Genomic DNA, 15345 nt, shown 5'->3' with positions numbered 1-15345 from the left:
CTAACAATCAAATTGGTTTAACGTTTGGATTAATTTAATGTGAATTTGGGCTTGACACACTCAGGTCAAAAAATCTACAGTTTGTTACAAATAATAAAAACATCCCACATCACATAAGAGATAGTGGGGGCAATGAAAGTTCAGTTCAAGGAAAACTTAGGAATCAGAAGTATGGCTGTTGGTAAAGTTAAATGGTTCAATAATGCAAAAGGTTTTGGTTTCATCGTGCCAGACGGTGGAGGCGAAGACATTTTTGCTCACTACTCCACCATTCAGATGGACGGTTATCGCACACTCAAAGCCGGACAAGAAGTGAATTTCGAGGTAGAGAATGGTCCCAAAGGCCTTCACGCTGAGAACATCACCTTCGAGCTAGAAGCCGAAAGATAACATCGCTTAAACAAATTAAGTCACTAGGCGAATCACAGTATTCGCTTTTTGTGTTTGTGCTACTCATTAAGCTTAACAAGCCAATTATCTCAGAATAAAAAAAGCCCGGTGAACTCACAGTTCACCGGGCTTTGTTTTTATTTGAGGTTGCGCTTACTGATAAGCCGCTAACGCTTGGTTCAACGTGTCGCTTGGGCACATTGCTTTCGAGGTTTTAGCGTCGTCCATCATGTAGTAACCGCCAATGTCGGTTTCTTTAGACTGAGTGGCATCAATTTCTGCAACGATTTTATCTTCGCTTTCAGCCAGTACTTTCGCCAGAGGTGCGAATTTACCAGCTAATTCAGCATCGTCACTTTGTGCTGCTAATTCTTCTGCCCAGTATTTAGCCAGGTAGAAGTGGCTGCCACGGTTGTCTAATTGACCGGCTTTGCGCAGTGGTGACTTGCCATTGTTCAGCAACTTCTCAGTCGCGGCGTCCAGGGCATTTGCCAGCAATTGCGCCTTTTTGTTGTCGTTCTTAATAGCCAAATCTTCCAGCGATACTGCCAGGGCTAGGAATTCACCCAACGAATCCCAACGCAAGTGACCTTCTTCGATAAACTGCTGAATGTGCTTAGGTGCAGAACCACCCGCGCCCGTTTCAAAAAGGCCACCGCCAGCCATCAGAGGTACGATAGACAGCATCTTGGCACTGGTACCCAGCTCAAGAATCGGGAATAGATCCGTCAGATAATCACGCAATACATTACCAGTTACAGAGATGGTATCCAGACCGCGAATAGCGCGTTCCATGCTGTAGCGAATAGCGCGAACAGGAGAACGGATAGTAATGTCCAGACCTTCGATGTCGTGATCTTTCAGGTACTCATTCACTTTCAGGATAAGCTGAGAATCGTGCGCGCGTTCGTCATCTAACCAGAAGATGGCTGGTGTATCAGACTGACGAGAGCGGGTTACCGCCAGCTTCACCCAATCGCGAATTGGCTCATCTTTGGTTTGGCACATACGCCAGATATCGCCTTCTTCCACCTCATGCTCGATCAGTACGTTGTCATCTTGATCGATAATACGCATGGTGCCATCAGCAAACATTTCAAAAGTCTTGTCGTGCGAACCGTACTCTTCAGCTTTTTTCGCCATCAAGCCTACGTTCGGCACGCTACCCATAGTGGTAGGATCGAATGCGCCATGGGTCTTACAGAAGTTAATGACTTCCTGATAAATGGTGGCATAGGTACTTTCAGGGATAACCGCTTTGGTGTCAGCAGCTTGTCCATCTGGTCCCCACATTTGGCCAGAGTTACGGATCATGGCAGGCATAGAAGCATCAACGATAACGTCACTTGGTACGTGCAAGTTAGAGATACCCTTGTCAGAGTTTACCATCGCCATGGCGGGACGGGTGCGGTAACAGGCGTTGATATCAGCTTGAATTTCTGAACGCTGAGATTCAGGCAATCCAGCAATCTTATCGTAAACGCTGCCCAAACCGTTGTTTGGATTCACGCCCAGCTCTTCAAACAGTTTGCCGTGTTTTTCGAACAAGTCTTTGTAGAATACTTTTACACAGTGGCCGAACACGATGGGGTGAGACACTTTCATCATGGTGGCTTTTACGTGTAAGGAGAACAATACGCCAGTTTCGCGTGCATCTTCGATTTGCTCTTCGAAGAATTTGCACAGTGCGTTTTTGCTCATGAACATACCGTCGATAACTTCACCTTTTTCCAGGTCGATACGCGGTTTTAATACGGTTACTTCACCGTTTTTGTCGGTGAACTCAATGCGCACGTGGCCTTCTTTTTGAATGGTGGTGGATTTCTCGCTAGAGTAAAAATCACCGCCACGCATGTGGGCAACGTGAGAGCGTGAAGCCTGGCTCCATGCGCCCATGGAATGCGGATGCTTGCGAGCATAGTTTTTAACGGCTTTAGGCGCACGGCGGTCAGAGTTACCTTCACGCAATACCGGGTTTACCGCAGAGCCCAATACTTTTGAGTAACGCGCTTTGATATCAGCTTCTTTTTCGTCTTTTGGCTCTTCCGGGAATTCCGGAACGGCATAGCCCTTTTCGTTCAACTCTTTGATGGCTGCACGCAGCTGTGGGATAGAAGCACTGATATTTGGCAATTTAATAATATTGGTATCAGGCTCTTGAGTGAGATCCCCCAGTTCAGCCAACGCATCGGGTACGCGCTGCTCTTCAGTCAGGTAATCAGGGAAGTTGGCCAATATACGACCCGCCAGTGAAATGTCGCTCAGCTCCACATCGATATCTGCCGCACCAGCGAAAGAACGAATAATGGGAAGCAGAGAATAAGTGGCGAGCGCGGGGGCCTCGTCCGTTTTGGTATAGATAATCTTTGACTTAGATGCCATGTTAAACCTCGATACTGTCGGTTAAAACCGAAAATTAGTCGAACGCAGTTCAGTTAAAAACTTAACTGAACTGACAAAAATACGATCAGGGAAAATCCAGAACATAAACATAGATGAAATTAGCCAGAAGGCCAGTTTATCCCGTGGTTTATGCCTCAAAGTCTGCTGACTTTTGCTGCTCATTACCGCAAAGGTCAACCCACTCTGAATGTCGTGCAAGATGATATACGGCTAAATTGTGTAATTACAACCGCGTAAGCCCTATAATTAAGCGGAAAACTTAAATTTTTATTAATTTGCCAGCAGATGAAACGCCACAAACCCACTCGTCACAAATCCGCCATCAACAAAAAAGCCAAAACACCAGAGCAAACCCGCGTTATTTTGTTCAATAAACCCTTTGATGTGTTATCTCAATTTACTGATGGTGAAAATCGCCAAACATTAAAGGACTTTATCCCGGTGCCTGACGTGTATGCCGCAGGCAGATTAGACCGCGACAGTGAGGGCCTGTTGGTGCTCACTAATAACGGCAAGTTGCAAAATAAACTGGCCTCCCCTAAGCACAAAACCTCAAAAACTTATTGGGCCCAGGTAGAAGGTATTCCCAATGAAAAAAGTATAAATGCGCTATGCGACGGCGTGGAATTAAAAGATGGTATGACCGCGCCGGCTAAAGTGATGTTAATGGATGAGCCAGATATCTGGCCGCGCAACCCGCCCATCCGGGAGCGACAATCTATACCAACCAGCTGGCTGAGCATTACCATTACCGAAGGCCGCAACCGACAAGTGCGCCGTATGACGGCTCATGTGGGCTACCCCACCCTACGTTTGATCCGCTATCGCGTCGGTAACTGGACCATTGACGGGATTGAGAATGGTAAGTACCAAGAGATTTCTTTGTAGGTCAAAATTGAGCGCCATGGATGGCGTGAATGCCGATTCGGCAGGAGCATTAATCGGCGAGCGCCATGGATGGCGTGAATGCCGATTCGGCAGGAGCATTAATCGGCGAGCGACATGGACGGCGTGAATGTCTATTTTGCAGGGAGCAAAAATAGACTAGTTCGACGAAGGTGTGTGCTTCAACCAACGCTGTCCGCATGGCCGTTTTTTGTTCCCGACAAAAACGGCATTCACTACCTCACTGTAGCCCAATGCAAATCTACACTGAATCAATAGACCATTTGTAGGTCCTGCTATCGCTGAATGGCATTGTTAAAAGCAGAATGTCTGTAGACATACAATCGTTCCTGATGTAACTTTTTCTTACCCTATTAAAGATATGGTCTGTGTATGTCTGTAAGCAAGCTAGTAATGTTCATCGTCACTGTTTATTCAGGGTTTGCATTCAGTTCAGGAGTTGGGAGAACCATCAGCGACGAGAACACATGGGATTCCTATTATAACGACAGAGAAAGTCTTTGTTGGCTTGGCAACGATATAACCACTGAGTTTAACGAGACTGATAATGTTTCGATTAGTTTTCAGTTTGGTTTTTGGGGTTCCGACTCTGATTATCACAACGCACCAGACCACATCGGAATACCCACCAAAACCCACCTTTTAAATATAACTGCCAGATTTAGGAACAGAAACTCAAAATCCGATAGTGAACATTTTATCGATATAAGCTTTAACGGTAAGCCAATTAGTCCGTTCAATACAGCTCTCCCTTGGACTTCAACCCTACTCAAAGCTGACGAAGTCACACAAATTCTCAATGCGTTAATGAGCAATAATACTAATCAAATTACCGTTACCCCCATTGGTTCACCTGGCATAACAGTCCAAATACCCAAATCAGATATTGCTATAAAGGCTGCAATGTACCTGGCCTGCGCTGATAATATTCCTTAAACGGACCACCAATTACGATGCAGCAAATTTCTATCTCATGCTAGTTGAGACACTGGCCGGTCTTGCCATTTGGAGCAGATATAGGTAAATCATCCACTTCCACCTGATAACACAAACTAATGATCTGCCAGCCATCATTGCCTTTGAATAGTTGAATACTGTTGACGCCCGTGAACTGAGGCGCGATCTCGCTCTGCATAAAGCGACTTTCTACCACACTGTAAGCACTGGCGAATCTGTCATAAACATCAACCTTTCTGGCTATTTCACATTCAAAAAACCCTTGCTCATTAGCTTCAGATAACAAACTTATGAATTCACTTTTGTCAGATGCTAATAGCTCGGGTTTCCCTTTTGCGCTACTGACGCCAAAAATTTTTGCTTCCGGGTGAAATAGTGCGGATAAAGATTCGATGTCTGAAGCTTTTCCCGGCTCATGAGACATACCGTTCCACAAGGCAACCAGCGCGGACTCAGGTGTTGGAAATTGCGCAGCTGCTGAAGCTTGACTGAAACACTGTGCAGATAAAACCAGAGAAAATAGTAGAGATGTAAAACGCATAAACACTCCTTGTAAATTTGCTTAAGCCCAACAAATATGTGTCGAGTGTTATCTTGTTTAATTGTTTCGGGGTATAACAAGCAATGAATTGCTCAAGCGATGCCTGTTAAAATCATTCTAAATTTTGTTCTGTTTTAGATGCATTTGGAATGAATCTCGCCCTTTAATTTGATAGAATCCCGCCCCATTCTACAAGGCCCGAATTTATTGAGGTACAAACCAAGTCGTGATGTCGAATTTTGATCCCAAGGCAATCAGCCAATATGGTGAAGAAATCATCCCAGAACAAACCAAAGTTATTGTGGGTATGTCTGGTGGTGTGGATTCTTCTGTTTCCGCTTATTTATTGAAAGAACAAGGCTTCCAGGTGGAAGGTTTGTTCATGAAAAACTGGGAAGAAGACGATAACGACGAATATTGTGCCGCCGCCGAAGACCTGCAAGATGCGCAGCAGGTAGCGGATAAACTTGGCATTGAACTACACACCATCAACTTTGCCGCCGAATATTGGGACAATGTATTTGAGTATTTCCTGGCGGAATACAAAGCGGGCCGCACGCCGAATCCCGATATCATGTGCAACAAGGAAATCAAATTTAAGGCCTTTCTTGAATTTGCTGCAGAAGAGCTGGGTGCCGATTACATCGCCACAGGCCACTATGTGCAACGCCGTAAAGCGGACGATGGTTGGCAGATGCTGCGAGGCCTGGACGACAATAAAGACCAAAGCTATTTTCTCTATACTCTGGGCAGTGACCATGTGGCGCAAACTCTGTTCCCCATTGGCCATATTGAAAAGTCTGTGGTGCGAGAGATTGCCAAAGAGCAAGGATTGATCACTCACGACAAAAAAGACAGCACCGGTATTTGTTTCATCGGCGAGCGCAAATTCAAAGACTTCTTGAGCAAGTTTTTACCGGCGCAACCGGGCGTAATTAAAACCGCTGAAGGCGAAGATATTGGTGAGCACGATGGCTTGATGTATCACACATTGGGTCAGCGCAAGGGCTTGCACATTGGCGGTACTAAAAACCACGGTGATGAACCTTGGTATGTAGTGGATAAAGACGTGGCCAATAATGTTCTTATTGTAGGTCAGGGCGCCAACCACCCTCGCCTGTTTTCCAATGGTCTGATTGCCAAGCAGCTAGACTGGGTAGCCCGAAAAGCACCTGTGGCGGCAAGTGAAACACTTCGTTGCACAGTTAAAACTCGCTATCGTCAACAGGATATTGATTGCCAAATCAGCATGGCGGAAAATGGCCAGTGTCAGGTTATTTTTGACCAACCCCAAAAAGCCGTCACTCCGGGCCAGTCAGCGGTATTCTATGCCAATGAGGTCTGTTTAGGCGGCGGTATTATCGAGAGCTATATACGTTAATGAATAGATTTGACGAAGCCCAATTGGCGCTGGCTGGTGTTTGCCAAGCCGCGTATCTGGTAAAAGCCATTGCTCGCAGTAAGCCCTACTCCGAAGACGCTTACGAAGCGACACTGAGCTCAATAGTAAAAACGGATCCAGATTCAACACTGGATGTCTATGGCGCATTGAAGAACCTGAAATTCGGTTTTGAAGTGATGGTGTCACAACTGAGCGACAAAGCTGGTAAGGATCAAGAAATAACGCGCTATGTAGCAAGCTTGCTGACTCTGGAACGCAAGTTAAGCGGCAGCGATGGCAAGTTGGCTGAGATTGGCCAACGCATCGACAATATTAAGCGTCAAACCAGCATGATGTCATTATTTGAAGGCCAGATGGTATCGAACCTGGCCAGTATCTACAAAGATAACATCAGTCCACTCACCCATAAAATCCAGGTGGCTGGCGATCCAACTGCACTGAAGCAGCAATCGGTACAAGATAAAGTCAGAGCGCTATTGTTAGCGGGTATTCGCTCAGCGGTGCTGTGGCGACAACTGGGTGGAAAACGCCGAAATATTATTTTTCAGCGCAACAAAATTCTGAATTCTGCAGAAAATACACTTAAAACTATCAATCAAACTTTTTAAAACGGGGACACCTTAATGGAACTGTCTGCTTTAACAGCCATCTCACCTGTTGATGGTCGATATGGTAATAAAACCACAGAACTACGCTCAATCTTCAGCGAATACGGTCTATTGAAATACCGTGTAGAAGTGGAAGTTCGCTGGCTTCAGGCATTATCGGATCATCCTGCCATTGTTGAGGTTCCTCAGTTTGATGACGCGGCCAATAGCTTACTGGACAGTATTGTCGCTGATTTTAATGAAGATGATGCTCAGCGTATCAAAGACATTGAGCGCACCACTAATCACGATGTAAAAGCGGTAGAGTACTTTTTAAAAGAAAAAGTACAGAGCAATGATGCACTGCATAACGTAAATGAGTTTATTCACTTTGCTTGTACTTCAGAAGACATCAATAACCTGTCACACGCACTAATGCTGCGCGCCGCTCGTGACGAAGTTATTCTGCCCTGGTGCAACAAGTTGGTTTCAGCCATTGATGACTTGGCCGATGAATATCTGAACGTGCCTATGATGGCCAGAACCCACGGTCAGCCCGCTTCGCCCACCACCATGGGTAAAGAGATGGCAAACGTAAAAGCCCGTTTGGCCAGACAAGTGAAACAAATTGAAGCAGTTGAACTGCTGGGCAAAATTAACGGTGCCGTAGGTAACTACAATGCTCACTTGTCTGCCTACCCGGATATCGACTGGCACGAATTCTCAGAAAAGTTTGTCACCAGCTTAGGTGTTACCTGGAACCCATACACCACGCAGATTGAACCGCACGATTATATCGCCGAGCTGTTTGATGCCATTGCGCGTTTCAATACCATCATTCTGGATTTTGACAGAGATGTTTGGGGTTACATTGCACTGGGTCATTTCAAGCAAAAAACCATTGCTGGCGAAATCGGCTCTTCTACCATGCCCCACAAAGTTAACCCTATCGATTTTGAAAACTCGGAAGGTAATTTGGGTCTGGCCAATGCAGTATTCGCTCACCTGGCAACTAAGCTACCAGTGAGCCGCTGGCAACGAGACCTGACCGACTCTACGGTATTGCGCAACCTGGGTGTGGGTGTGGGCTACGCGCTTATCGCCTATCAAGCCACGTTAAAAGGGATCAGCAAGTTACAAGTTAACGAGCAGAGCCTGTTAGATGAATTGAATGACAACTGGGAATTGTTAGCCGAACCAATTCAAACGGTAATGCGCCGTTACGGTATCGAAAAGCCCTATGAAAAACTGAAAGAGCTGACTCGCGGTAAAAAGGTAAATCAACAAATCATCGCCGAGTTTATCGATGGTCTGGCGCTTCCGGACGAAGCCAAAACCGCTTTAAAAGCCATGACACCAGCTAACTACATCGGTATGGCTAAAGAGCTAACCGCTCAGCGCTAATGGCTATATTCGCCAAGCTGCCAGGCTTGGTGAACATCATTCACTAAAAGTGTCAGTCTCAAAACTGACACTTTTAGTCCCGTATTTAACACTTCCGTTCCTACCTTAACACTAGACTGTGGTCATTGATCACTATCGATGGAACGACGTGTTTACTCACCTATTTCGGCAACTGATTTTTTCCGGCGTTAAGCAATATCAAGCGGAACAATATCAATCTATTCGCATGTCCAACATTCTGAGCTTAGTGGCCAGCGCCATGCTGATATTGCAGCTCCCTATGCACTTGTTTTTCGCTAGTGCAGAATCCTTTAATCAGGTTGTGCTTATTTTAATTCACATAACTTTGTTTTCGCTGATACCTCAGCTAAACAGAGCTAATCGCTATTGCACGGCAAGGTTGTTGCTCATCCTTATTTATTCCAGCTACATCGGCTTAACCTCATTTAACTATGGCTTTGAAACGCCCATCCACCACTTTTTCTTAATCGCCATGTTTGCTACACCTTTTTTGCATTTCGACCTTAAGCCACGAGAAATCTTATACATGATGCTGTGGTTTCTACTGGCGTTTATGTTCTGGGAATCGGTATTGATTAATCACCAGTTAACAACCGATAAAAACCTCAACACTGCCATCATTGCCCAAAGTGATATTCTCAGTTTTGCTATTAGTTGCTTTTTAGTGGCTTATTTTATTTATACCTCTCTTAAGGCTAGCTGGTATCGCATACGCAAGGAACAATTCAAAACTGAAGCGTTATTACTCAACATCTTGCCCAGGCAAATAGCGCAACGGTTGGATAAACAGGAAAAACCCATCGCCGACTACTTTGAAAATGTCACCATCTTGTTTGCAGACATAGAAGGTTTCTCCCAGTTAACCAGAGAGTTACCAGCGGACGAATTGGTTAATTTGCTCAACCAGTTGTTTTCCCGCTTCGATAAGCTCACCAGAAAATTTAAGTTGGAAAAAATAAAAACCATAGGTGACCAATACATGGCGGTTTCAGGTGTTCCTTTGAGTTACCACCGTCATGCACTGTCCAGTTGCCAATGTGCCATCAGGATGCAAGAGGAGTTCATTCTCTGGACCAAAGAGCATCAGTTAAATGTGGGCCTGCGCATTGGTATCAATAGTGGCCCGGTGGTGGCGGGCGTAATTGGGATCCACAAGTTTAGCTATGATCTCTGGGGCGAGTCGGTCAACCTGGCTTCCAGAATGGAAAGTCAGGGTGCAGCAGGGAAAATTCAAGTAACCGAGGCCACCTACAACGAAGTGAAAGGGGAATTGATATTCGATTATCACGATACTATTGAAGTTAAAGGCATGGGACCGCAAAATGTCTATTGGCTAAGAGAACCCTACTCGGTGTGACAACGATCTCCTGGATATGAAACAATTAAAAATAACCGCAGCATCTTTTTTGGCAGAATATTGGCAAAAGAAACCCACAATTATTCGCAACGCTTTCGATGTCACAACCGACATTCTGGACGAGCATGAGCTTGCTGGTCTGGCAATGGAAGAAGAAATAGACAGTCGCATAATTTCCTTTAATGAAAATCAATGGCAAAACAACTGCGGTCCTTTTGAAGACTTCACGCCCTTGTGTCAGGGACAATGGACGCTGCTGGTACAAGGCGTAGAAAACTATCTACGTGACGCTCAGGATCTACTGGACGAATTTGATTTTATTCCTGGCTGGCGGCGGGACGATCTGATGGTGAGTTTTTCTGTTGCTGGCGCGGGTGTTGGCCCACACCTGGATCAATATGATGTTTTTATTATCCAGGGTAAAGGCAGCAGACGCTGGCAAGTAGGCTTACCGGGGGACTATCAAGAAATCAGTCCGCACCCGAAATTGAGACAAATCACTGAGTTTAAGCCGGTACTGGATGAAGTTCTGTATCCAGGCGATATTGTTTATATTCCTCCCGGCCACCCTCACAATGGTGTTGCATTAGAAGATTGCCTGAATTATTCAGTGGGCTTTCGCGCATCAACGCAAACAGAGCTGCTAAATAGCTTTTGCGACTTTCTGATGGACAATGACTATCAAGGGCTGCGCTACACCGATCCAGAGCTTAAAACACGCTCTCATAGCAGTGAAATTAGTCTGGAAGAAATTGATAAATTTCGTGAGCAAATAAGCGCGATGCTGCACTCAGAGCAATTTAGCAGCTGGCTGGGCTGTCACTTATCCGATGCGCCTAAATGTTTACCAGAAGAGCCTGAAACAGATGTGTCAGCAACAGAAGTTTTGAAATGGATTGAGCAGGGTTATGCATTTGAAAAATGCCCGGGAGTTCATACTCTCAGCTATGCAATAACTACAGATAGTGAGGCGTTAAAGGCGTTTATCAACAGTGATGAGTATGCATATCCTGTCACTGATCAGGAAGAGGTGCATTTATTACTCAATTCAACCGTTTGGCGGCCAAAATCGAAAAATAATTTCAAAAACAGTTCACAATTTATTCACAACTTGTCTACACTGATCAATAAGGGCTTATGGATTGTACAATCTGATTAAAAAGTACCAAATTGAATACGCGTATTTATGCATTCATATTGATTTTTTATTCATTCGTGTTAAAAATAGGCCTTAGATAGTAAGTCTGGTAATAACAAAAATAACTAGCCGGGCAAAGTAACCTATACCGAATGGTATTAAACAGACACAACAAGTATGAACGCATTCACTATTGAAACAGTGAACTGGCGTCATTCCAAACGACGACTCAAGCGCTTACGAGATAGAGTTTTTGTTTGTGAGTGGCGAATCCCACGCCAGTCAGAATTTGACGAGCAGGATCCATTATCGGAGCACGTACTGATAATCGACTCTGATGGCTCAGACATCGCAACTGGTCGCATTACTCCCGAAGGTGAAATTGGCCGAATCGCAGTTATATCTCACCATCGCGGCGAAGAAATATACAATGTGCTTTACACCGCACTGCTGCAAATTGCCAAAGAGAAAGATCTGGACGACGTTTACGTTCAATGTGAGCTCGACGGTGTAAACCACTTTGAATCACAAGGATTTCACCCGATTGGCTCAGTATTTATGGATTGTGGTATTCCACGGCAAAAAATGAGTTGCCCGGTGAGCGACTTTTCCTGGTCCAGGGTTGAACTAACCCATTAACCCAAGTCAACGACTATTGTGCTCAGTTAATGGGTTCGGGACGAACCCTTGGAAAATTCCTGGCGGAATTACTTCACACAGTTTCGCTGAATGATGCCCTCTTGTGCTTTGACTTGTTTTTCATCACCTTCATTAATGGCGACGGCCAAATCAATGCGAGCACGTTCACACTTGTCTGACAGCTCTTTTTTGGCCAGATAGTTCTGATCTTTACCGTACTGCACCATGCCTTTGGTGCCAGAATAATTTTCGCGATCTTCAACTGCTTTATCAGCTTCATATGGCGGCGCTTGAGTAACGTTGCAAGCGGAGATAAGAGAAATCAGGCTAAGTACAATGATTGTTTTGGCCATTATTAACATCCTTTTATTGTTGTTATCATCTGTAGGAACTCCTCCGCCTGGAAAAGTTCCCACGAGTAATCGTTTAATGGCGTAATTGCTCCAATAGCGCCTGCAATGGATGTCTTGGTTTGAACTGTTTAATTCGCGCCACCTGACTGCGACATGAATATCCTGTCGCCAATATTTGAGACGGCTGATATTTGGCTAGGGGCACGGCCCAACTCATCTCAAACAGTTGTAAGGATTCGTCCAGATGCTTCGCTTCGTGTCCAAAGGTGCCCGCCATGCCACAACAACCCACCGATTCTACGTTTAGTGTCAGGCCGAATTCAGCAAAAATCTCCTGCCAGTGTTTTTCACTTTGAGCCAACATGGTTTTTTCAGTGCAATGACCAAAAAGAACGAACTCTTTGGCTTTGCTGATATGGGGTTTCTCAGCGATTCTTTGTAGCCATTCGTGCACCAACAATACCTGAAAATCACCGCGGCTATCGCCTAACACGGTCTTATATTCGTCCCGATAACAAAGTACTAGCGATGGATCGATACCCACCATGGGAATGTTCAGCTGCTGCAGTTGGTTCAGGAACCCTGCGGTATCTTTAGCTGTCGCGGCAAACGTATCCAGGAAACCTTTAACATGTTGCGGTTTGCCATTGGGCTTGAACGGCACCAATACCGGCGTATAACCAAGTTGGCTGGCAAGTGAAGCCAGATCTTGCACAACTTGCGCTTCATAATAACTGGTAAAAGGATCTTGTATAATAAGCACAGTTTTCTGTCTTTTAGCGTCAGATAAGCTTTGCAATTGCGCCAGGTTAAATGTTTGTCGTCCATCTTTTTGCATGCGCTGCGCAAGTGTCGGGACGGACAGCACAGGAGAATCGACATAGCCCACCGTTTTTTTCAACAGACGATTGAACCAGTTCTGTTTCAAAAAGAAGTTGGGGAGTGCCGGAAATTTCGCCATCAATGGCGCCATTTTCTCAATGTTAGCCACTAATAGGTCTTTTAACGGACGATTGTAGCGCTGGTAGTAAATAGATAAAAAGCGCGCTCTGAAGGTGGGCACATCCACATTCACCGGACATTGATTGGTACAGGCCTTACATGCCAGACAATGATCCATGACCTCAAAGACCTCTTCAGAGAAATCTGTTTCTCGCTTTATCGAGAAGGAGTTTTTCAGCCGGGTAAAAAACGGTTGTCGCTTTGCGGTTTCTAGTTGCGCAACGTCACTGCCCTGCTCACTCAACAAACGCAACCATTCTCTGAGCATACCAGCACGCCCTTTGGGTGAATGTCTGCGATCACGTGTAACCTTGGAAGAGGGACACATCGGGCTTTTAGTATCATAATTAAAGCACAAGCCATTGCCGTTACAACTTAATGCCGGGGCAAAGCTATTCCGTACTTCGATGGCTATCTGACGGTCAAAATCGCCTCGTTTAACATCAGACACCTTGACCAAAGATTCTTCAGATTGCAGGGGCGTACAGATTTTGCCGGGATTCATCTGATTATGCGGGTCGAAAACCGTCTTGATTTTCCTCAGTTCAGTAAACAATTCCTCACCGAAAAACGCGGGGCCATATTCACTGCGATAGCCTTTACCGTGTTCACCCCACATCAGGCCACCGTATTTAGCCACCAACGCCACCACTTCATCAGAAATTTGCTGCATGGTTTCAGCTTGTTTCGGGTCGCACATATCCAGTGCCGGGCGCACGTGCAACACGCCAGCGTCCACATGACCAAACATGCCATAGTGCAACTTTTTTGCATCTAACAGAGTACGAAACTCCATAATAAAATCAGCGAGATTTTCCGGTGGTACCGCGGTATCTTCAGCAAACGCAATGGGCTTTTCCCAACCTTTAGCTTTACCTAACAAACCTACGGCTTTTTTGCGCATTGCGTAAATCTTGCCAATCGCAGAGAGATCTTCGGTGATCTGATAACCAATAACGCCCGCTTCGTTATTTGCTATTTGTGAGTCCAGGGTGGCTTTCAACCCCGCAATTTTGTTGTCAATGTCTTCACGCGAATCATCGTTGTATTCCACGATATTCAAACCATCGATGGTTTTACCCGGAACATCGCTGATCAAATCACTGACCGAATGCCAGACGATATCGGCTTTCGCCAGGTTAAGGACCTTACTATCGACCGTTTCTACCGATGTTGCCTGGGCCGCTACCATTGAGGGTGCGTGACGCAGTGCCGATTCGAAAGAGTCATACTTAATATTAATTAGTACTTTGTTCTTTGGAATGGGCGTTACATTTAACCTGGCTTCGGTTATGAACGCCAATGAGCCCTCGGAACCAGCAAGAATGCGACTCACGTCAATAGTCGCTAAGTCTTCTGACACCGCGTGCTCAAGGTCATAGCCAGTAAGAAAACGATTTAAGCGAGGAAACTTAGCCAGAATTTGCTCGCGCTTATCGATACAGCTGGCTTTGAGCTGTTCGATGATAGATTGGTAGCGATCTGACTGAGACTCGTTGGCAGCCACAGGCGCTGTTTCCAGGATAGTGCCATCAATAAGCACAGAGGTTAGCCCCAACACGTGATCACTGGTTTTACCATACACCAGCGATCCTTGTCCGGAAGCATCGGTATTAATCATACCGCCTATAGTGGCACGATTACTGGTGGATAAATCTGGCGCAAAAAAGAAACCATGAGGTCTTAACGCATCATTGAGTTGGTCTTTCACCACCCCGGTTTGCACTCTTACCCAGCCCTCTTCGGCGTTAATTTCCAATACCTTGTTCATATGGCGAGATAAATCCACCACTATACCTTGAGTCAGACTCTGTCCGTTGGTACCCGTGCCACCACCTCGCGGAGAAAACTTAACTTGAGTGTGTTTGGCGGCCAGGGTGCCAATAACCTTTAAATCATCAGTAGAACGCGGATGCAAAACAGCTTGTGGCAAACGCTGATAAATGGAGTTATCCGTGGCAACGGCCAAGCGAGAGGAATATTGGGTTTCAATATCCCCTTTATAACCGGCAGGTTTAAGTTGAGCTAAAAATACCTGATATTCCTGAAGGATGGATTGCTGACTGTCGACGAGGGGTAACATAGGCTCCAGCGTATTGAATTGCGCAAAATTTAGATGCGCTGATTATAATGATTTAACTGTACTTTTATAGGGTTAAGTGGTCACAACAGATCAATCGACATCTTTTGTAACAGAGCAAATTTGGGCCGAAGCAGGCAACGCGTTATAGTTTAATCAAAATTC

The 15345-nt window shown here is 45.4% G+C and carries 13 protein-coding genes; 9 read left to right on the top strand and 4 right to left on the bottom strand.

Annotated elements, in window-relative coordinates; all coding sequences use genetic code 11:
• Positions 1-171 precede the first annotated feature (171 nt).
• Entirely contained in the window at positions 172-390 is a 219-nt protein-coding gene (cspD, locus tag AABA75_RS08560; protein ID WP_229527792.1) for a cold shock domain-containing protein CspD, read from the top strand.
• A gap of 153 nt (positions 391-543) precedes the next feature.
• Here cspD and AABA75_RS08555 read toward each other — a convergent pair whose 3' ends face one another.
• Positions 544-2772 (bottom strand): NADP-dependent isocitrate dehydrogenase, encoded by a 2229-nt coding sequence (locus AABA75_RS08555; RefSeq protein WP_338292195.1) that lies wholly within the window; start codon positions 2770-2772, stop codon positions 544-546.
• A 306-nt stretch (positions 2773-3078) separates the two neighbouring features.
• Between AABA75_RS08555 and AABA75_RS08550 the strand changes: the two genes are divergently transcribed.
• Together AABA75_RS08550 and AABA75_RS08545 are read left to right on the top strand one after the other, a co-directional pair.
• Positions 3079-3681 carry a pseudouridine synthase gene (locus tag AABA75_RS08550; RefSeq protein ID WP_338292194.1) on the top strand — a complete coding sequence of 201 codons (603 nt, stop codon included), beginning with the start codon at positions 3079-3081 and terminating at the stop codon, positions 3679-3681.
• Positions 3682-4071: 390 nt separating this feature from the next.
• A complete protein-coding gene (locus AABA75_RS08545) occupies positions 4072-4635 on the top strand; it encodes a hypothetical protein (protein ID WP_338292193.1) in 564 nt (187 codons plus the stop codon).
• A 40-nt stretch (positions 4636-4675) separates the two neighbouring features.
• On the opposite strand, the gene AABA75_RS08540 is transcribed toward AABA75_RS08545, so the two are convergent.
• Positions 4676-5197 carry a hypothetical protein gene (locus tag AABA75_RS08540; protein ID WP_338292192.1) on the bottom strand — a complete coding sequence of 174 codons (522 nt, stop codon included), beginning with the start codon at positions 5195-5197 and terminating at the stop codon, positions 4676-4678.
• 229 nt (positions 5198-5426) lie between these two features.
• On the opposite strand from AABA75_RS08540, the gene mnmA reads away from it, so the two are divergent.
• The 6 genes from mnmA to AABA75_RS08510 all read left to right on the top strand — a co-directional run bounded on the left by mnmA (position 5427) and on the right by AABA75_RS08510 (position 11745).
• Positions 5427-6578, top strand: coding sequence for a tRNA 2-thiouridine(34) synthase MnmA (gene mnmA, locus AABA75_RS08535; protein WP_338292191.1), 1152 nt, complete (start codon positions 5427-5429; stop codon positions 6576-6578).
• Complete coding sequence (hflD, locus tag AABA75_RS08530; protein WP_338292190.1) at positions 6578-7207, top strand: high frequency lysogenization protein HflD; 630 nt, start codon at positions 6578-6580, stop codon at positions 7205-7207. Before mnmA ends, hflD begins: the two co-directional genes overlap by 1 nt.
• 15 nt (positions 7208-7222) lie before the next feature.
• On the top strand, positions 7223-8590 hold the full coding sequence (purB, locus tag AABA75_RS08525) for an adenylosuccinate lyase (protein WP_338292189.1): 1368 nt from the start codon (positions 7223-7225) through the stop codon (positions 8588-8590).
• 148 nt (positions 8591-8738) lie between these two features.
• On the top strand, positions 8739-9968 hold the full coding sequence (locus tag AABA75_RS08520; RefSeq protein ID WP_338292188.1) for an adenylate/guanylate cyclase domain-containing protein: 1230 nt from the start codon (positions 8739-8741) through the stop codon (positions 9966-9968).
• 16 nt (positions 9969-9984) lie between these two features.
• Entirely contained in the window at positions 9985-11127 is a 1143-nt protein-coding gene (locus AABA75_RS08515) for a cupin domain-containing protein (protein ID WP_338292187.1), read from the top strand.
• Positions 11128-11283: 156 nt separating this feature from the next.
• Positions 11284-11745 carry a GNAT family N-acetyltransferase gene (locus AABA75_RS08510; protein ID WP_338292186.1) on the top strand — a complete coding sequence of 154 codons (462 nt, stop codon included), beginning with the start codon at positions 11284-11286 and terminating at the stop codon, positions 11743-11745.
• 68 nt (positions 11746-11813) lie between these two features.
• On the opposite strand, the gene AABA75_RS08505 is transcribed toward AABA75_RS08510, so the two are convergent.
• Both AABA75_RS08505 and ydiJ read right to left on the bottom strand, forming a co-directional pair.
• Positions 11814-12098 (bottom strand): hypothetical protein, encoded by a 285-nt coding sequence (locus AABA75_RS08505; RefSeq protein WP_338292185.1) that lies wholly within the window; start codon positions 12096-12098, stop codon positions 11814-11816.
• A 73-nt stretch (positions 12099-12171) separates the two neighbouring features.
• Entirely contained in the window at positions 12172-15183 is a 3012-nt protein-coding gene (gene ydiJ / locus AABA75_RS08500) for a D-2-hydroxyglutarate dehydrogenase YdiJ (protein ID WP_338292184.1), read from the bottom strand.
• Positions 15184-15345 lie beyond the last annotated feature (162 nt).

This window comes from Planctobacterium marinum, assembly GCF_036322805.1.
GTDB lineage: Bacteria > Pseudomonadota > Gammaproteobacteria > Enterobacterales > Alteromonadaceae > Planctobacterium > Planctobacterium marinum_A.
Note: the sequence above shows the minus strand (reverse complement) of the source record. Positions and strands in the feature narration are given on the sequence as shown.